The organism is Chryseobacterium sp. S90, assembly GCF_047444895.1.
GTDB lineage: Bacteria > Bacteroidota > Bacteroidia > Flavobacteriales > Weeksellaceae > Chryseobacterium.
Genome location: NZ_JBLGCX010000006.1, coordinates 378339 through 396860, shown reverse-complemented (window position 1 = coordinate 396860; position 18522 = coordinate 378339). Strand labels below are relative to the sequence as shown.

General features: G+C 36.1%; 15 protein-coding genes. 9 read left to right on the top strand and 6 right to left on the bottom strand.

Annotated features, from left to right (window positions below):
- Positions 1-788 precede the first annotated feature (788 nt).
- The gene (locus ACLMCG_RS17725; protein ID WP_309875983.1) at positions 789-986 is read left to right on the top strand and encodes a hypothetical protein; all 198 of its coding nucleotides are present in this window, start codon (positions 789-791) and stop codon (positions 984-986) included.
- A gap of 82 nt (positions 987-1068) precedes the next feature.
- Here the strand turns inward: ACLMCG_RS17725 and ACLMCG_RS17720 are convergent, their stop codons facing one another.
- Positions 1069-2697 carry an acyl-CoA carboxylase subunit beta gene (locus tag ACLMCG_RS17720; RefSeq protein ID WP_413960434.1) on the bottom strand — a complete coding sequence of 543 codons (1629 nt, stop codon included), beginning with the start codon at positions 2695-2697 and terminating at the stop codon, positions 1069-1071.
- A gap of 383 nt (positions 2698-3080) precedes the next feature.
- On the opposite strand from ACLMCG_RS17720, the gene ACLMCG_RS17715 reads away from it, so the two are divergent.
- Genes ACLMCG_RS17715 through ACLMCG_RS17705 form a run of 3 tightly spaced genes read left to right on the top strand, consistent with a single transcriptional unit; the run spans position 3081 to position 5818 of the window.
- Entirely contained in the window at positions 3081-3959 is an 879-nt protein-coding gene (locus ACLMCG_RS17715) for a DMT family transporter (RefSeq protein ID WP_413960433.1), read from the top strand.
- A 13-nt stretch (positions 3960-3972) separates the two neighbouring features.
- Positions 3973-5055, top strand: coding sequence for a PorV/PorQ family protein (locus ACLMCG_RS17710; protein ID WP_047377696.1), 1083 nt, complete (start codon positions 3973-3975; stop codon positions 5053-5055).
- A 10-nt stretch (positions 5056-5065) separates the two neighbouring features.
- Positions 5066-5818: a hypothetical protein gene (locus ACLMCG_RS17705; protein ID WP_413960432.1), complete on the top strand. Its 753-nt coding sequence runs from the start codon at positions 5066-5068 to the stop codon at positions 5816-5818.
- Positions 5819-6249: 431 nt separating this feature from the next.
- On the opposite strand, the gene uvrC is transcribed toward ACLMCG_RS17705, so the two are convergent.
- Positions 6250-8043 (bottom strand): excinuclease ABC subunit UvrC, encoded by a 1794-nt coding sequence (gene uvrC / locus ACLMCG_RS17700; RefSeq protein ID WP_223600996.1) that lies wholly within the window; start codon positions 8041-8043, stop codon positions 6250-6252.
- 83 nt (positions 8044-8126) lie between these two features.
- Positions 8127-8888, bottom strand: a complete 762-nt coding sequence (locus ACLMCG_RS17695; RefSeq protein WP_413960431.1) for a hypothetical protein — start codon at positions 8886-8888, stop codon at positions 8127-8129.
- A 130-nt stretch (positions 8889-9018) separates the two neighbouring features.
- Between ACLMCG_RS17695 and hutH the strand changes: the two genes are divergently transcribed.
- The 3 genes from hutH (at position 9019) to ACLMCG_RS17680 (ending at position 12618) form a co-directional block, all read left to right on the top strand.
- Positions 9019-10506 (top strand): histidine ammonia-lyase, encoded by a 1488-nt coding sequence (hutH, locus tag ACLMCG_RS17690; protein WP_413960430.1) that lies wholly within the window; start codon positions 9019-9021, stop codon positions 10504-10506.
- Between the two features lie 92 nt (positions 10507-10598).
- The gene (locus ACLMCG_RS17685) at positions 10599-11045 is read left to right on the top strand and encodes a GNAT family N-acetyltransferase (RefSeq protein ID WP_413960429.1); all 447 of its coding nucleotides are present in this window, start codon (positions 10599-10601) and stop codon (positions 11043-11045) included.
- A 91-nt stretch (positions 11046-11136) separates the two neighbouring features.
- On the top strand, positions 11137-12618 hold the full coding sequence (locus ACLMCG_RS17680) for a S8 family peptidase (protein WP_413960428.1): 1482 nt from the start codon (positions 11137-11139) through the stop codon (positions 12616-12618).
- A 72-nt stretch (positions 12619-12690) separates the two neighbouring features.
- Here ACLMCG_RS17680 and ygiD read toward each other — a convergent pair whose 3' ends face one another.
- Complete coding sequence (gene ygiD / locus ACLMCG_RS17675) at positions 12691-13518, bottom strand: 4,5-DOPA dioxygenase extradiol (RefSeq protein WP_413960427.1); 828 nt, start codon at positions 13516-13518, stop codon at positions 12691-12693.
- Between the two features lie 85 nt (positions 13519-13603).
- Positions 13604-14116, bottom strand: coding sequence for a YceI family protein (locus ACLMCG_RS17670; protein WP_413960426.1), 513 nt, complete (start codon positions 14114-14116; stop codon positions 13604-13606).
- A 450-nt stretch (positions 14117-14566) separates the two neighbouring features.
- Here ACLMCG_RS17670 and ACLMCG_RS17665 point away from each other — a divergent pair, with 450 nt between their 5' ends.
- Entirely contained in the window at positions 14567-16705 is a 2139-nt protein-coding gene (locus ACLMCG_RS17665) for a DPP IV N-terminal domain-containing protein (protein WP_413960425.1), read from the top strand.
- A gap of 224 nt (positions 16706-16929) precedes the next feature.
- Entirely contained in the window at positions 16930-17955 is a 1026-nt protein-coding gene (locus ACLMCG_RS17660) for an LLM class flavin-dependent oxidoreductase (protein WP_413960424.1), read from the top strand.
- A 55-nt stretch (positions 17956-18010) separates the two neighbouring features.
- Here ACLMCG_RS17660 and ACLMCG_RS17655 read toward each other — a convergent pair whose 3' ends face one another.
- The gene (locus ACLMCG_RS17655) at positions 18011-18508 is read right to left on the bottom strand and encodes a hypothetical protein (protein WP_413960423.1); all 498 of its coding nucleotides are present in this window, start codon (positions 18506-18508) and stop codon (positions 18011-18013) included.
- Between the last annotated feature and the right edge of the window lie 14 nt (positions 18509-18522).

Below are 18522 nucleotides of genomic sequence, written 5' to 3'. Positions count from 1 at the left end.
AAAGCGGGAGAGTAGGCCGCCGCCAGTTTTTATTTTATTTTTAAAAATCCTTTATCTTATGATAAAGGATTTTTTTTGCTTTATACACAACTCAAATCCAAAGCAAACCCAGTACAACTCCAAACATAAGGAATCGTACTGAGTAATCAGTATGAACAATCAATAATGATTAATGGTTCCTGTTTCCATCCAATACCAGAGATCATTCATCATTGATTATTTATCACTTATCATTGATAGCACTCCCTTGTCACTCCGTAGGAGTCCAAACAATACATTTTAAATTCTATCATCAGTATAGCTTAGATTATCAGATCACTTAAATATTAAAAACTCTGTGCTACTCCTTTGAATCCTTTAGGCTCTAATAGTGTGGCTGGATTACTACGGAATGACATAATTGGGATATTAGATTTTAGAATGTAAAATTGACTACTCCTTGACCAGCTCAGGTTCTACAATTCATAACTCATAATTGATAATTCGTCTTCTCTAGCCCCGATAGTAATGGTTACCCCGGAGCAGGCGCGGAACGCTTCGGCTAAGGTCAGGGAAAGAGCGGGTGTGAGGAGTATGAATGGATAGCGGGAGAATGCTCCTGAAATATTGTTAAACTACTTACTTTTACTTTTGGATTATTACATATATAAATCCTAATGATGCATTCTTAAAAGTTTAATAGTTAAAATTTTATTTAAATTTCACTAGGTGTAGAAAAAATAGTATTTTAGAGGAAGCGGAATCCGAAAAGCTACAAGAGAGTAGGAATTATCAAAAACTAAATAACTATGAAAAATCTAGTAAAGATTTCAAGAGAGAGTTTAAAATCACTTAAAGGAAGCGGAGGGCCTGGATGCCCGGATGATCCGGCTTTTGGAATGTGCTATCCTCCAGGATGGCCTAATGGAATTTGTTTGAGCAAATATCAATGCTGTATGAAGCTTGGCGGACCTATAGAATTTTGTAAAGAAGAATATGGAAATTAGTTTCCTATAATTTAAAGGCATATATAAAAACACGGCTATCTCAAACTGAAATAGCCGTGTTTGTTTTTTATAAATATACTGATCAGACTTGAATTACTCCCAAGTTGAATTTCTCGGTAATAGGAGCGTTATTAGCAGCTTCAATTCCCATAGAAATCCATTTTCTTGTATCAGCTGGATTGATGATGGCATCTGTCCATAATCTTGCAGCGGCGTAAGTAGATTCTGTTTGTTTCTGATATTTTTTTGAAATTGTATCCAGAATTTCGTTGTGTTCTTCTTCAGTAATTTCTTTTCCTTGCTTTTTTAACGTAGACTCCTGGATCTGAGCAAGTACTTTTGCGGCTTGTGCTCCTCCCATTACAGCCAGATCAGCCCAAGGCCATGCAACAATTAATCTGGGATCATAAGCTTTTCCACACATCGCATAGTTTCCTGCTCCGTAAGAATTCCCAGTAATAATAGTAAATTTAGGAACTACAGAATTGGAAACTGCATTTACCATTTTAGCTCCATCTTTAATGATACCTCCATGTTCTGATTTGGAACCTACCATGAATCCGGTAACGTCCTGTAAGAAGATTAAAGGTATTTTTCTTTGATTACAGTTGGCTATAAATCTGGTTGCTTTATCTGCAGAATCTGAGTAAATAACTCCACCAAACTGCATTTCTCCTTTACCACTTTTTACAAGCTTTCTCTGATTGGCTACAATACCTACAGACCAGCCATCAACTCTGGCCGTGGCACAGATAATACTTTTACCATAATCAGGTTTATATTCTTCGTATTCAGAGTTGTCTACAATACATTTGATAATTTCGTAAGTATCATATTGCTCAGCTCTGGAAACCGGCATAATTCCGAAAATATTTTCAGGGTTTTCTTTTGGCGGGAAACTTTCAATTCTGTCAAAGCCGGCTTTTTCAGTACTTCCAAGAGATTTCATGATGTTTTTGATCCTATTCAAAGCATCTTTATCATCTTTAGCCTTATAATCTGTTACTCCAGAAATAGAGCAGTGGGTGGTAGCGCCTCCCAATGTTTCATTATCAATACTTTCACCGATAGCAGCTTTTACAAGATAGCTTCCGGCAAGGAAAATAGAACCTGTTTTATCCACAATCATCGCTTCATCACTCATGATTGGTAAATAAGCTCCTCCGGCTACACAGCTCCCCATAACGGCAGAAATCTGGATGATCCCCATAGAGCTCATTTTAGCATTATTTCTGAAAATTCTTCCAAAATGTTCTTTATCTGGAAAGATCTCATCCTGCATTGGAAGATAAACACCCGCAGAATCTACCAGATAAATGATTGGAAGCTTGTTTTCCATGGCAATTTCCTGTGCTCTCAGGTTTTTCTTTCCTGTGATAGGAAACCATGCACCAGCTTTTACAGAAGCGTCATTCGCAACGATGATACATTGTCTTCCGGAAACGTAGCCAATAACTACTACAACTCCTCCGCTGGGACATCCTCCATGTTCCTTATACATTTCATATCCTGCAAATGCTCCTACTTCTATGGAATCTGAATCTTTATCGAGAAGATAATCTACTCTTTCTCTTGCTGTCATTTTTCCTTCATCACGAAGCTTTTGAAGCCTCTTCTCACCACCTCCTTTTTTGATCTCAGTGAGTAAGCGATTTATTTCAGATAATTTTAGTCTGTTCTGATCTTCTCGTTTATTGAATTCGATGTCCATAAAATTTTCAATTTTTTACGCTTAAAGATACTATTTTTATGAGGAATACAAATAGGAAGTAAAACAGGTGTTTAATAGTTTGGTTTCTAGTAAATTGTGAAATTTTTAACTAAAAAATATTTTTAAATAATTTATATTTTTTCTAACTTTACACTAGAGTAACAGAGGTGATATTCTCTGCAAAATACTCTAAGTTCCTAGTTTATTTTTTTAATAGTTTATTATTTGAAGGCCCTGAAAGTTTAACAAATTTTCAGGGTTTTTTATTGGTTGATCTTTATTTTAATTTTTATTAACTTTTTTTATATTAAACGTGTTTTTTTATCAATTTTTGTGATTGGGATTTGTAAATTTGCACGTTAAAAATCAAAAGGAGATAGGTTATGCATAAATTGGCACTTTTCAGGTTGCATTTAATAGTGTTTTTGTGGGGGTTCACTGCAATTTTGGGAAAATTAATTCATGCCAATGCTCAGATCCTTGTGTTTTACAGAATGTTGTTTGCTTCTATCTTTCTTTTTGTATTCATCAGGGGCTTTAAGAAAGAAAGTATAAAAGTTTCAAAAAAAATATTTTTTCAGCTGGCGGCAATAGGTTTTGCAATGGCGCTTCACTGGTACTGCTTTTTCTATTCCATTAAAGTTTCCAATGTTTCCATTGCGTTAAGCTGTCTTTCTTTATCTACACTTTTTGCCTCGATTCTGGAGCCTATTATTTTCAAAAGAAAGATCGATATATCTGAAGTTATAATGGGAACGGTCATCGTTGCCTGTATATTATTAATCTTCAAAACAGAGTTTCATTTTAAAGAAGGTATTATTTATGGAATCCTTTGTGCTGTATTTGGAACTATCTTTTCTGTTTTTAATGGTAAAATGTTTGGCAAAACGAGTTCTGGAAACATCATTTTTTATGAAATTTTCTGTGGATGGTTTATTTTAATGATATTTTATTTGCTTTCGGGGCAAATTTTTCAAATGAACGAAATAAACTATCGGGATTTGGCGTTAATATGCTTGTTAGCCAGTGTTTTTACCGCTTTCCCCATGTTAGAATCGGTGAAATTAATGAAGTATATATCACCTTTTACTTTAATTTTAACAGTTAATTTAGAACCTGTCTACGGAATTATACTAGCTTTTTTTATCTTTGGGGAATCAGAACATATGAGCCCTATATTTTATATTGCTTCAGGAGTTATGATACTGGCAATCATAGTCAATGGATTAATTAAAGCCAGAAAAACTAAAAACTTAAACTAAGCATCAAATTTATATGATGAAAAAATATCTTTTACTTGCATTTTCACTGCTGTTTGGGCTGTCTCAATCTCAGATTATCAGGAAATATTCCAATGAATTCTTAAATATCGGAGCCGGAGCAAGAGGTCTTGCAATGGGTGGGGCAGTAATTACCAATCAGGATGATGTATATTCTCCTATGTGGAACCCTGCAGGTTTGATGTCAGTTGAAAGAGACTGGCAAGGTGCAGCAATGCACGCAGAATACTTTGAGTCTATTGCAAAATACGACTATCTGGCGTATGCGAAAGTACTTGAAGAAGGTGTTTTTGGGGTTTCAGTGGTGAGACTTGGTGTAGACAATATTTTGAATACTACCCAGATGATTGACTCTGAAGGAAATATTGATTATGATAAAATTACTAAATTTTCTCAATCCGATTACGCGGCTATCCTTTCTTATGCTTTCAGGCCAGGAGGAAATCCAAAATTGGATGTTGGGGTAAATGCTAAAATTGTCTACAGAAACGTAGGTAAATTTGCAAATGGTTATGGTTTTGGTTTTGATGTGGGGGCGATTTATAAAGCAGATAACGGATGGAAGTTTGGAGGTATGGTAAGAGATATCACTACTACCGTCAATTTTTGGAGTATCAATCAGAAAGAACTTTCAACTGTTGTCAATGGAGAAGAATTCAACCCCGCACCGAAAGATAAACTGGAACTTACAATGCCTAAGTTGAATGTAGGTGCCAGTAAATTATTTGAAATCAACAGTAGTGTTTATGTACTGCCGGAAGCAGGAATTAATGTAGATTTCGCTAAAACTGCTTCATTGATTTCAACAGATTTTGCAAGTATCAGTCCCTATGCAGGAGCTGAACTGGGATATCAGAAAATGATTTTTGTGAGACTGGGGATCAACAGATTCCAGTCAATTACAGATATAGAAGACCTTAAAAGAAAAGTTTCTTTCCAGCCAAGTGCAGGTCTTGGGATCAGATACAGAGGACTTACACTGGATTATGCGATTACGAATTCAGGGATAGGCGGATCTAATTTCTATTCCAATTTCTTCTCATTGAAACTGGATATGGGAGCATTCAGAAACGATTAAAATTATAGAAATGAAAAAGTTATCAATGTTGATGTTGACAGTTTGTTCAACAATTATTTTTGCACAAAAGGTTTCAGATTATAAATATGTTACAGTTCCTGAAAAATTTGAGACGTTTAAGGAAGATTATGGTTTAAAAAACTTTTTCACCAAAGCTTTAACCGGTAAGAAGTATATAGTACTTCCTGTTATTAAAGACCAATGGCCTTATGAAGCTAAAAGCAATTATTGCAATGTAGTTACAGCAGAAATTATGAGTGATAAAAGTTTATTTAAAAATAAACTGATTATTCAGTTTAAGGATTGTAATAATAAACTGATTTTGGAAGCTAAAGGAAGTTCGAGCATTAAAGATTTTGAAGAAGGTTTTCAGGATGCTTTGAAAGAGGCATTAATAAATATCCCTGTTTCTAATCCTGTTGATCTACTACCAGCATCTTCTAATAGTGCTCAGCGTTCATCTCCAGAAGTTGTGGTATCTACAACTTCTGCAGCAAGAGCTGTAATTCCGGATTCAAATAATTTTTCAAATGGGAAGTTTACCCTTCAGAGAATACAGATTGATCCTACTCAATTTATCTTAGCAAAATCTGGAAGTTCTGTACCATTTGCAACATTTAAATCAACTTCGAAAGATGCTGTTTTCTTAGTGAAATTGGCTGACGGAAGTACTACCATAGGATATTTTGAAAACGGAAGCATTGTGATAGATATGCCACAGGCTGATGGAAAATTTTCCAAAGAAGTTTTTGTGGCAAAATAATTTGGAAATTACAAAATAATAAACATAAAAGGCTCTTTTTCAAGAGCCTTTTATAATATATATGTTGATGTGTTTTTCATTTTTTCAGAAAGTTAGAAGATGTTTTGATCAGACTTTCTACATGAAACAGACATAAGAGGTAAGTCACCATTTATAGTGATAAATGAAAATATAGAAAGATTTATAAAATGAGAAAAATTTTCATAGTATTATTGTTATTAGTTGATATTACTAATTTATGAAAAAATTATAAATAATACTATTATTTAGTAAAATATTTATTTATTTGTGTTTTTCTTTAGTAAATTATCCTTATGGTTAAAGGAATGTTGGTTTTTGTCACTTGTTGATGAAATAGAAAATAGATGTGAAATTTTATAAAGAAGGACTATTTTGGTAGTGTAACATAACTGTTAAACTGCGCCAGATTATCAATTGGCATTAAAAAACTCCCAAATCACTTTAGCCTTACTTTTCCCTAAAATTTCTTCCAGCGTTTCCATATTGGCTTCTTTGATACGTTTTACAGACTTCAGTTTAGACAGAAGCAACTCAATAGTTTTTTCTCCAACACCAGGAATTTCTTCCAGTTCAGATTTTATTGTAGAATTTTTTCTTCTCGTTCTATGATGCTTTACCCCAAATCGGTGAGCCTCGTCACGTACACGCTGAAGGATTTTCAATGTTTCAGATTTTTTATCCAGATATAAAGGAATAGGATCTTCAGGGAAGAAAATCTCCTCCAGTCTTTTGGCGATACCTACAATGGTAATTTTTCCGTAAAGTCCCAATAATCTAAGGCTCTTTACAGCAGAAGACAATTGTCCCTTTCCTCCGTCAATCAGAATAAGCTGGGGGAGATCTTCACCTTCATCAAGCATCCTTTTGTAACGACGGTAGATCACTTCTTCCATCGTAGCAAAATCGTTAGGCCCTTCCACTGTTTTAGGATGGAAAATTCTGTAATCTGCTTTACTTGGTCTGCCATCTTTGAAAACAACGCATGCTGAGACAGGATTGGTTCCCTGAATATTTGAGTTATCAAAACCTTCAATATGTCTGGGCTCAACCGGCATTCTGAGAAGTTTCTGCATTTCCGCCATGATTCTGTTGGTATGCCTTTCAGGATCTACAATCTGAACCTGTTTCAGTTTTTCCAGACGATATTCTTTAGCGTTTTTTTCGGAAAGCTCTACAATTCTTTTTTTATCTCCAACCTTAGGAACAATCAGTTTTACATTAGGAATTTCTACAGACAAATGAAATGGTAACAGTACTTCTTTGGAATCAGAAGAAAATTTCTGGCGGATCTCAATCAATGCTTCTTCCATAATGTCTTCATCTGTTTCTTCAAGAATTTTTTTTATCTCGGTCGTAAAACTCTGGATGATATTTCCATTTCTGATTTTAAAAAAATTGACATATGCTGCCGTTTCATCGCTGGTCATTCCGAAGACATCCACATCGTCAATATTAGGGTTGACTACAGTATTCTTAGCCTGGTAATCTTCCAGAATGTCGAGTCTTTCTTTAATAATCTGAGCTTGTTCAAACTGAAGATTGGAAGCAAGTTTCATCATCTGATTGACCAGATAATCCTTAGCTTTTCGGAAATCCCCTTTGATAATTCCGCGGATGGCATCTATCTTTTCATCATACTCTTCCTTGCTTTCAAGGTCTTCACAGGGGCCTTCACAGTTTTTGATATGATATTCCAGGCAGACTTTATATTTCCCTTCAGCAATTTTGGCCGGAGAAAGATTCAGATTACAGGTTCTAAGTTTGTAAATATGTTTGATGGTATCCAGTAAAATCTTTGCAGGACGCACTTTTGCATAAGGACCATAATATTCGGATCCATCTTTAATTACATTCCTGGTCAGAAAGATTCGTGGAAAATCTTCATTTTTGATACAGATCCACGGATAGGTTTTGTCATCTTTCAACATGACATTGTAAAACGGCTGATGTTCCTTAATCAGATTATTTTCCAATAAAAGTGCATCATACTCACTGTTTACAATTGTCGTTTCCAATCGCTGGATTTTCCCGACCATTATTTTGATCCTGTATCCGGAAAGGTTTTTGTTGAAATAGGAGAGAACCCTTTTTTTCAGATTTTTAGCTTTCCCAACATACAAAAGCTGTTCGTTTTTATCATAATAACGATAAACGCCGGGTTCGGATGGTAAGGTTTTGAGCTGTAGTTCTAAAGAAGGATTCATATAACAAAATTAAGGAAACTTTCCCTATTTAAAAAAGAAACCTGCAGACTGATCTGCAGGTTTTAATTTATTCCTGGAGTATTTTATCCGTGATTCATTTCTGTATATTGATAGATCAGAAAGCTTAAATAATCCCATTCTACAGAGTTTTTAGGATATTTTTTCATAAACTCTGCATTGTCTCCGAATAGAAAATCGTAGTTATCTTCAAAATCATCTTTATGAAGCCACATCACTTTGTCACCCTTTTTTACATAATAAGATTTTATGACACCGCCACCAAATGCAGGAGCACCACCAAAACCTGTTGACATGGTTTCTGAAGCGAACGGATCATGATAAACCGTAATAAGTTCATTAAATTCAGGATTGATAACCTGCATTAAAAAAGCTTTGGGCTCTTTCTTGTTTTTTAAAGAAACAACCTGGTTTTCATATGGGATTGCATCGTTGGTTACAGATTTACTGTATTTTTTGGTGCTGTAATTCCTCATATTTGAAATAAACTTTCCTGCTTTCATAGATTTTTCCCTCTCTGTTGCATACAAATACATTTCAGCAATATCTGCCGCTGTAAATTTCATGGGCTTTTTCGTATCAACATCTTCAATGGTAATGGAAAGAATTTGTCCTCTCTGTTTTTCCCATGATTTACTGTAACCCTGGTATTCAGTATTGTCTTTTAATATGATTGTAGAGACCTTTTTATCAGATGCAGTATCGAAACCTTCGTTAAACAGATAACGGTTCATTTCTTTTCTTTCTTCTTTGGAATATTTTACTTTCTGGGCGAAAGCTGTTGTGCTTGCTACACATAAAGCAAGGAGTAGAGTTTTCAGTCTCATGTATTATTGTTTTTAATTTCGGGGCTAAAAATAGTAAAATAATTTCCTTGTTTATATAAAAATATAGAAGATTGAAATTTAGCTTTTCCAATTATTGTTAAATGCGTAATTTTAAGAAAATTTTTTAGAAATGATATACGGGGTAGATGTTTTTACTTTCCATGATGTTCTGGAAATCTGTAAAAAGCCAAATAAAGCCAAGCTTAATAAAGCCGCAAAAGAACAAATCTTAAAATCTCAGAAAAACGTACAGAAAATAGTAGAGTCTGACAGATGTGTGTATGGAATCAATACCGGGTTCGGACCTTTATGTGATACTAAAATATCGGCAGACGAAACAGCTCAGTTACAATATAACCTGATTATCTCTCATGCAGTAGGAGTAGGAAAACCGATTGATAAAGAACTTTCCAAGATTATGATGATTGCTAAAGTTCATGCACTTTCAAAAGGATTTTCCGGAGTTTCTCTGGAAGTTATTGAAAGAATGATTCTGATGCTGGAAAAAGATATTATTCCGGTGGTTCCTGAACAAGGATCTGTAGGGGCTTCGGGAGACCTTGCTCCTTTGGCACATCTGGTGTTGCCTTTACTTGGTTTAGGACAGGTTTGGGAAGGGAATCAGGTTTCTGATACCATGGAAGTTCTGAAGAAACACGACCTTGAAGCATTGGCTCTAGGACCAAAAGAAGGATTAGGATTGATCAATGGAACCCAGTTTATCCTTGCTCATGCAATCAAAGGGCTCGAAAAATTTGAATATTTATTAGATCTTGCGGATATGACTGCTGCAATGAGTATCGAAGCATACAGAGGTTCTGCGAGCCCGTTCAAAAAAGAGCTTCATGAGATCAGACCTTTTGAGGGCAGTAAAAAAGTAGCGGCAAGAATGCTTAAATTCTTAAAAGGATCAGAAAATATGCAAGCTCACGAAGATTGTGAGAGAGTTCAGGATCCTTATTCCATGAGATGTGTACCACAGGTTCACGGAGCCAGCAGAAACGCTTTTGAACACCTTAGAATTATGGCGGAAACAGAACTGAACTCCGTAACAGACAACCCGATTGTATTAAGTGCTGAAGAATCTATTTCAGGGGGTAACTTCCACGGACAGCTGATGGCTCTGCCTTTAGACTATGCTACGCTGGCAGCTGCAGAATTAGGAAATATTTCTGACAGAAGAAGTTACTTATTGTTAGAAGGAAAGTACGGATTACCAAGATTATTAACGGAAAGCTCAGGATTAAATTCAGGATTTATGATCCCTCAATATACTTCAGCTGCTTTGGTTACAGAAAATAAAACATTATGTTTTCCGGCGTCAGCAGACTCTATTCCTACAAGTTTAGGACAGGAAGATCATGTTTCCATGGGAAGTATTTCAGGAAGAAAATTCAATCAGGTTCTTGGTAACCTTGTGAATATTTTATCCGTTGAGCTGATGTTTGCTGCTCAGGGACTGGAATTCAGAAGACCCGCAAAATGCTCTAAAGTAATTGAAGAAAACTTTACAGTTCTTCGTTCCAAAGTTGCTAAGCTTGAAGATGACCGACTGATCGGTAAAGACATGCTGGCAATTGCAGAGCTGATCAATGAAAGAAAATTTGTTGTCAACTAAACTTTGAATAAATAAAAGCTTCCGAAAGGGAGCTTTTTTGCTTTCACAAATCTTTTAATCTTTAAATCCTTCAATTTTTAAATCAAATAAACATGAATGTACTTAGAACAGATTCTACGAATCCAGACTTTCAAAAATTAGTAAAATATCTTGACGCTACTTTAGCAGAACATAATGGAGAGGAAGATGATTTTTTTGCTCAGTTTAATAAAATTGATACCATTAAAAACTGTATTGTAGTTTATATTGATGCTATTCCGGCAGCTTGCGGAGCATTCAAACCTTTTTCCGAAGATACAGTAGAAATAAAAAGAATGTTTACCAATCCGGATTTCAGAAAAAAAGGACTGGGTTCAACGATTGTAAAGGAACTGGAAAACTGGGCCGCAGAATTGAATTTTAAAAAGGCGGTTTTAGAAACTTCTCAGGATCTGAAAAATGCTATTTCCGTGTATGAGAAAAGTGGATTTTACAGAATACCCAATTATGGACAATACATTGGAATAGAGCAAAGTGTCTGCTACGAGAAGATATTGTAATTTAATATTCATGTAATGCTAAATTCATTTTTTAAAAGTTTTTAATTCTCATGAAAGTGTTATATTGTGGCTCCAACCAAAATTATAACATATGAAAAAAACTGTATTCCTACTGGCAATATTTTTTGCCTTAAATTCGTGTTCCAGAGAAGAACTTCAGAACGAAAATGTAAAAATAGAAATGGCACAGAAAGATCCACTGACAGCAAAGCAAATCAATGAAAGGATCAATCAGGCTATTAAAACGGACGGAACCTTTAACTGGAAGAATGAATCTGATCATTTCGTCTGGAGTGCTATTTTCCGCGGAAACAAAATGGTATCTATCGGTTTCGGAGCTTCTAAAGACGATTTTGACAGAAGTAAATCTCCAAACAGTAACGATATGGAAAAAGAAGTTCTTTCTGTAATCAAAAAATATGAAGGAAAAGAGGAGAGAAATTTTCTTCTTCTTTCAGATCAGTATCTTAACCAAATGGATGTTGTTATTGAAAATGAAGAAACCATTGCTGCTCTTCGACAAATGAAAAATATCCGATATGTAGAGCCGGCCGACTATCATTATTTTGAATTTGAAGCTCAATATAACGCAGCAGCAAAATCTTCCGGAAGCGGTTCGTCAGGATGTGGTTTTTCATCATCAACATTAAGTACGGCAGATTACACCTCTACAACACCAAGTGCAAAAATCCCTTGGGCTTTCACCAAGCACAGCATTCCTGAAGCATGGAGCTACAGTACAGGAGCTGGCGTTACCATTGGACTTATTGACACAGGAGTTTCTCCGGAGCAGACTTTATTGGGAGGAAGTTTCAATAATGGCGCTTCTTCAGGGAGAACAATCAGTAAATTAGGAGTATATAACTCAGACGGATCCGGAGATCAGTGTGGGCACGGAACAAAAATGGCTTCCGTAATGACAGCTCCGAGAAATAATGCAGGACTGCCTGTAGGAGTTGCGTATAATGCCAATCTGATCGCCTACAGAGCTGCAGAAAACGTTGTTCTGGAAACATCCAGCGAGCAGACTGCTGTAAAAACGGCTTTTACAGAATTAGGAAACAATACCAGTGTGAAGATCATTTCAATGTCAATGGGACATATATTCTCCGTTGGAAAAATTGAAGATGGTGTTAAATATGCTTATTCTAAAGGAAAACTGATTTTCTGTGCAGGAGGAACTTCTACCAGCTTTACCAGTTTTGTGGGGGTGATTTTCCCTGCATCAATGTCGGAAACACAGGCGATAACAGGTGTAAAAGAGAATACATCCAATCAGAAATGTGATGTTTGCCACTCCGGAAGTCAGATTGATTTTACCTTCCAGATGGAGAGAGCTTCAGGAAATACAGTTCCGGTTTTGAGCTATTACAACGGACAGGCAGATTATGTGGGTGGTTCTTCAGTAGCTACAGCGGCTACGGCAGGAATCGCGGCTTTAGTTTGGGCTAAAAATCCATCATGGACAAGAGATCAGGTGCTTAATAAAATGAGACAGTCTGCAACCTACTATCCAAATGTTAATTCAAGCTACGGCTACGGAAACATCAATGTGTTAAAAGCAGTACAGTAAATAATATTACCACTATAAAAAGAAAAGGAAATATCCCAACTGAGGTATTTCCTTTTTTATTGCAATATCAGATTATCCAATTCTTACACTCGTCATACTCAGTGAGCCTCCGATAAGTTCATCATTGAACAAAGTAAGCTCTTCAGACTGATCTTTCAGCCCTAAAGTATACAATAAAGGAAGATAATGATCAGGTGTAGGAACTGCATATTGTAAGAAAGTTCCCTGTTTCTGGTAATCAATAATATTCTGGAAATTTCCGTCCAGAAGCCAGTTGTTGGTTTTTTCTCGGGCCTCTATCGCCCAGTCCCAGCCGGCTCCAACTGTATTGATATTTTTCCAGTCGATGAGGCGCAGATTGTGAACAATATTTCCACTTCCGATAATCAGAATTCCCTTTTCCCTAAGCTTATTCAGTCTTTTTGCCAGATCATAATGATACTGGGCTGGTTTTGTATGGTCAATGCTCAATTGAATCACAGGAATATCAGCATCAGGATACATATGTTTTATCACAGACCATGCACCATGATCCAGTCCCCAGCTGTGGTCTTCTTCTACATCAACGGGGAGCAAAAGTTCTGCCGTTTCTTTTGCCAGTTCCGGGCTTCCGGGAGCAGGATACTGTACATCAAAAAGGGCTTTTGGAAAACCATAAAAATCGTGGATTGTTTTAGGCATGTCCATAGCCGTTACAAAAGTTCCGTCTGTATACCAGTGGGCAGAAATACAAAGAATTGCATTAGGTTTAGGAATCTCAGAGGCTGCTTTTCGGAAACCCTGTACAAATTGATTTTCTTCAATGGCGTTCATAGGTGAACCATGTCCAAGAAATAAAACGGGCATTCTCTGTGTGCTTTTAAAACTATTGCTTATGTTTTGAAGATCGTTGAGGTTCATAAATTAAATATTGAAGAGTATAAAAAAATAAAAGGTTCAAGGCTTTTAGACAAATCCCTGAACCTTTTATAATATGTGTTATAAATTATGCTTGTTTTACAAACTGTAATTCACCAGCTATCTTTACATCATCACTTACCATTACACCTCCTGCTTCAAGAGCTGCATTCCAGTTTAATCCAAAATCTTTTCTGCTGATTTTTCCTTCAAAAGAGAAACCTGCTTTTGTATTTCCCCATGGGTCTACATTGATTCCTCCGAAGTCTACATCAAGAGTGATAGGTTTTGTAACTCCGTTAACAGTAAGATTTCCAACAATTGAATTATTTAATGCCTGAGATTCAAAAGTGATCGTAGGGTGTGCTTCAGCGTTGAAAAATTCTGCAGACTTCAAGTGATTGTCTCTGTCTGTATTATTTGTGAATACAGAATCTGTTTGAATAGTAGCTGTAGTTTTTGCGTTTGCAAAAAACTCGTCTTCAGATTCAATTTCAGCAGTGAAAGTTCTGAAGCTTCCTTTTACGTTAGAGATCATCATGTGTTTTACTTTGAAAGTAATTTCACTATGCGTTAGGTCTAAGATCCATTTTGTTGCCATTGTATTTTGTATTTTTTGTTTGTTATTAATGATGCAAATTTAGGATAGAGTACCTATACAAGTCATTGATATAGGATAAGAAATTCATTTTTTTACATCAATAGTCAATTTTGCTTCGCAAGTGAACGGTGAATGACTGTGGCTGTTCAAAATGAAAATTGACAAGCAAAGCGAATTGACAATTCACAATTGACTCATTTAATAATCAATGGTCAATTTTGCCTCATAAGTGAATGGTGAATGATTAAAGCTGTTCAAAAATTTAAAAATTGACAAGCGGAGCGGATTGACCATTCACGATTGACTTATTCTAATCCCTATAAAAATCCAACTATTAAGTTAAGAAATAATTTCTTTGAAAGCATGAATTCCATTTTATGAATGTTTTAATTTAACATTTCTTAACGGATGGTTTTTATTTCTTATTTTTGAAGGATTCAATTTTATACAATGAAATTACATAAATTTTCTTTATTGATGCTGGTTTTAGGCAGTTCAGCATTTGCCCAGACCCAGAAGTTTACCATGGCGGAGGCTGTAAATGGAATGAGAACCAACCTTGCCGTAAAAAATATTTCCCAGTTTTCATGGGCTGCAGACGGAAAATCGTATATCCAGGCTGTGAAAGGCGGTTATCTGATTACAGATTTGAAAACCAATAAACAGGATACCCTGATCTCGTTAAGCCAACTGAATAGAAACTTATCCAATGATAAGCTGAAGGCTGTTCCTGCTATCAAATTTACAGGGAATTCCAATGGATATTTTACTACAGGTGGTAAAATGTCGTGGATTGAAAAATCAGGAAATGACTGGAAAGTAAAAAATACAGCTGTTGTAGATCAGGATGCTGCAAATGTGAAAATGTTTGGTGACGGCCAGACTTTTGCGTTTACAGCAAAGAATAATTTATTTGTAAATAGGAGTGGGAAGACCATTGCGGTAACGAATGAGTCTAATGAAAATATCATCAGTGGACAGGCTGTTCACAGAAATGAATTCGGAATTGATACGGGAATTTTCCCTGCACCCAACTCCGAGAGTGTAGCTTTCTATAAAATGGATCAGAGTATGGTAGCGGATTACCCAATCATTGACTGGTCTGTAACGCCTGCTGTAAATCATAATATCAAATATCCGATGGCTGGTCAGACTTCTCACCAGGTAACATTAGGGGTTTTCAATATTAAAACTCAGGCTACAACTTTCTTAAAAGTTGAAGGAGAAAAAGATCAATATTTAACAGCCGTTACATGGAGCCCGGATTCCAAGTACATCTTTGTAGGAGTTCTGAACAGAGGTCAGAATCATATGAAAATGAATCAGTATGATGCTGCTACCGGAGAGCTGGTAAAAACATTATTTGAAGAGACAGACAGTAAATATGTTGAGCCACAGCATCCACTTACTTTCTTCCCGAATTCCAATACAGACTTTATCTGGCAGAGTCAGAGAACAGGATACAATCACCTGTTTCATTATAGTTTAGAAAAAGGACTAGTGGCACAAATCACAAAAGGAGACTGGCTGGTAACAGATATTTTAGGATTCAATGAAAAGAAAAAGGAAATCTATTTCACTTCAACAAAAGAAACTCCTTTAGAAAGACATTTATATAGAATCAACTGGACCAATTTCAAAATGCAGAGACTGGACAGTGCAGAAGGGATGCATGCCGGAACTTTGAGCAGTGATGGAAACTATCTTTATGATGCATACAGCAATGCCAATTCACCTAGAGTTGCTAATATTATTAATACAGCCAATTTAAAATCTACAAATATTCTTACTTCTGAAAATCCATTAAAGAATTATCAGAGACCGGAAATTAAAAACGTAGAACTAAAGGCAGATGACGGTACTCCTTTGTATGGAAAAATTATCCTTCCAACAAATTTTGATCCGAATAAAAAATATCCAACTATTGTTTATCTGTATAACGGACCGCACTTACAGCTAATCACAAACAGCTTCCCGGCTTCCGGAAACCTTTGGTATGAATATATGGCTCAGAACGGGTACATCATCTTCACAATGGATGGAAGAGGTTCTTCTAACCGTGGAATGAAATTCGAGCAGGCTGTATTCAGAAATCTGGGAACAACAGAAATGAACGACCAGATGAAAGGGGTAGAGTACTTAAAATCTCTTCCTTATGTAAACGGAGACAAAATGGGAATCCATGGATGGAGCTTCGGAGGATTTATGACGACAAGCTTCATGCTTCGTAAACCAGATGTATTCAAAGTAGGAGTAGCAGGAGGACCGGTAATCGACTGGAGTATGTATGAAATCATGTATGGAGAAAGATATATGGATACTCCACAGGAAAATCCACAAGGATATGCCGCTGCTAATCTTTTGGATAAAGTTCAGAATCTGAAAGGAAAATTACTGATGATTCACGGGGCGCAGGATGATGTAGTAGTATGGCAGCATTCTATAAAATTCATCAAATCCGCTGTGGATAACGGAGTTCAGTTGGATTACTTTACGTATCCGGGACATCCGCATAACGTGATAGGGAAAGACAGAGTTCACCTGATGCAGAAAATTACAGATTATTTTGATTTATATCTGAAGAAATAATAATAGAATCCAGCCTAAAACCAGGCTGGATTTTTTCTTGAATATTCCTTTAATATTATTTATATAACTGTATTGAGATTGCTTCGCTTTGCTCGCAATGACACTTCGTGTTATTAGTGATAAATTAGTGTTATTAGTGTTTAAAAAAATACCTGTCGATCTTACCAAACATCAATGTTTTTGATTTTTCGTAGTGGTAAATTTGTATCACTAAAATCGACAATATGGAATTAGGAATAGGTATGTTCGGTGATTTGGCTTTTGACCAGTCAACCGGAAAATATAGAGATGCAGGAATTAAGATCCGTGAAATACTGGATCAGGTAAAATTGATGGATGAGGTAGGGATTGATGTCTTTGCTATGGGAGAGCATCATCGTCCGGATTATGCTGTTTCCTCTCCGGAAATAGTATTGGCTGCGGCTGCAAGCATTACAAAAAATATAAAACTGGCCAGTGGAGTTACTGTTTTAAGTTCCTCGGAGCCTGTAAAAGTATATGAAGATTTTTCAACACTGGATCTGATTTCAGACGGAAGAGCAGAAATATTCGTGGGCCGTGGAAGCTTCATTGAATCATTTCCGTTATATGGTTATTCATTGAATGATTATGAACAGTTATTTGATGAAAAATTAGAATTACTATTGAAAATTAATTCTGAGGAAAATGTAAGCTGGTCAGGAAAACTTCGTGCCCCGATGCAGAATCAAACGGTATATCCAAGAGCAAAAAATGACGGAAAACTTTCCATCTGGAGAGCTGTTGGAGGGACTCCGCAGTCTGTTTTAAGCGCAGCACAATTGGGAATGCCTTTAGTGGTAGCCATCATTGGAGGAATGCCAATTCAGTTTAGAAATCTGATCGAATTCTATAAACAGGAATACCAAAAAGCAGGACATGATGTGTCGAAGATGCAGATTGCCGTTCATTCGCATACTTTTGTGAGTGACGATCAAAAATCAGTAGATGGGTATTTCCATAATTATAAATCCCAGATGGATAGGATTGGGGCTTCCAGAGGATGGGCTCCTTACACAAAAGCGCAGTATGATGGTGGAAGAAGCAAAGACGGTGCTTTATTTATCGGAAATCCGGCAGAAGTAGCAGACAAAATTGCTTATATGAAAGAGATTTTCGGAATTACCAGATTTATCGGGCATATGGATGTGGGAGATCCTGCTCATGAAGTGATGATGAAGTCTATTGAGCTATTTGGAAAAGAAGTGAAACCAGTCATTAAAGACTTATAAAAACAAAAACCGCTGTCGAAATTTCAACAGCGGTTTTTTATGGTTGTCACAAAAATTATATTTTCTGATAATAAGCTATTGCAACCTGTGGATGAAATGGAAGCATGAATGTTTCCCATCCATTTTCCTGATTCACTTCTTTGCTGAGTAAATATTTGTTATCTATAATATCAAGCAGCAACAATTCAGGTGAAAAAAAGGTAAGTCCTATTTTATGTTTGGAAGAATCTTCCAGATGGGAAGAAATAAGATCCAGCTTAAAATTGTCAAAGGGGAAGAATGTATTTCCCAAGACATCAGGTAAGCTTCTGATCACTCCACCCAGCTGTGAAACATAATTACTGGCCGCACCACCCAATAAAAAAGGAATTTGTTTCGCATTTGGATTTCTCTGAAGGAGCTCCCAATAATTCTTTACTGGATTTTCTTTCTCATCAAAAGCCTGATGCTGAATTTTATATTCGAAATAGGTATCATCAAAAACATACCGATCCCAAATCATTTCAGAACTTTGATCAATAACAATACGAAAAGCAAGTTTTATTTTTTTCATCGGTCATCGTTTGA

What these genes read in the sequence shown, in the direction of transcription:
- ACLMCG_RS17670 (WP_413960426.1), bottom strand. Translation starts at nt 14,116, where the DNA reads ATGGCAACAAAATGGATCTTAGACCTAACGCATAGTGAAATTACTTTC.
- ACLMCG_RS17655 (WP_413960423.1), bottom strand. Translation starts at nt 18,508, where the DNA reads ATGAAAAAAATAAAACTTGCTTTTCGTATTGTTATTGATCAAAGTTCT.
- ACLMCG_RS17715 (WP_413960433.1), top strand. Translation starts at nt 3,081, where the DNA reads ATGCATAAATTGGCACTTTTCAGGTTGCATTTAATAGTGTTTTTGTGG.
- ACLMCG_RS17720 (WP_413960434.1), bottom strand. Translation starts at nt 2,697, where the DNA reads ATGGACATCGAATTCAATAAACGAGAAGATCAGAACAGACTAAAATTA.
- ACLMCG_RS17665 (WP_413960425.1), top strand. Translation starts at nt 14,567, where the DNA reads ATGAAATTACATAAATTTTCTTTATTGATGCTGGTTTTAGGCAGTTCA.
- ACLMCG_RS17680 (WP_413960428.1), top strand. Translation starts at nt 11,137, where the DNA reads ATGAAAAAAACTGTATTCCTACTGGCAATATTTTTTGCCTTAAATTCG.
- ACLMCG_RS17685 (WP_413960429.1), top strand. Translation starts at nt 10,599, where the DNA reads ATGAATGTACTTAGAACAGATTCTACGAATCCAGACTTTCAAAAATTA.
- ACLMCG_RS17695 (WP_413960431.1), bottom strand. Translation starts at nt 8,888, where the DNA reads ATGAGACTGAAAACTCTACTCCTTGCTTTATGTGTAGCAAGCACAACA.
- ygiD (WP_413960427.1), bottom strand. Translation starts at nt 13,518, where the DNA reads ATGAACCTCAACGATCTTCAAAACATAAGCAATAGTTTTAAAAGCACA.
- uvrC (WP_223600996.1), bottom strand. Translation starts at nt 8,043, where the DNA reads ATGAATCCTTCTTTAGAACTACAGCTCAAAACCTTACCATCCGAACCC.
- ACLMCG_RS17725 (WP_309875983.1), top strand. Translation starts at nt 789, where the DNA reads ATGAAAAATCTAGTAAAGATTTCAAGAGAGAGTTTAAAATCACTTAAA.
- ACLMCG_RS17710 (WP_047377696.1), top strand. Translation starts at nt 3,973, where the DNA reads ATGATGAAAAAATATCTTTTACTTGCATTTTCACTGCTGTTTGGGCTG.
- ACLMCG_RS17660 (WP_413960424.1), top strand. Translation starts at nt 16,930, where the DNA reads ATGGAATTAGGAATAGGTATGTTCGGTGATTTGGCTTTTGACCAGTCA.
- hutH (WP_413960430.1), top strand. Translation starts at nt 9,019, where the DNA reads ATGATATACGGGGTAGATGTTTTTACTTTCCATGATGTTCTGGAAATC.
- ACLMCG_RS17705 (WP_413960432.1), top strand. Translation starts at nt 5,066, where the DNA reads ATGAAAAAGTTATCAATGTTGATGTTGACAGTTTGTTCAACAATTATT.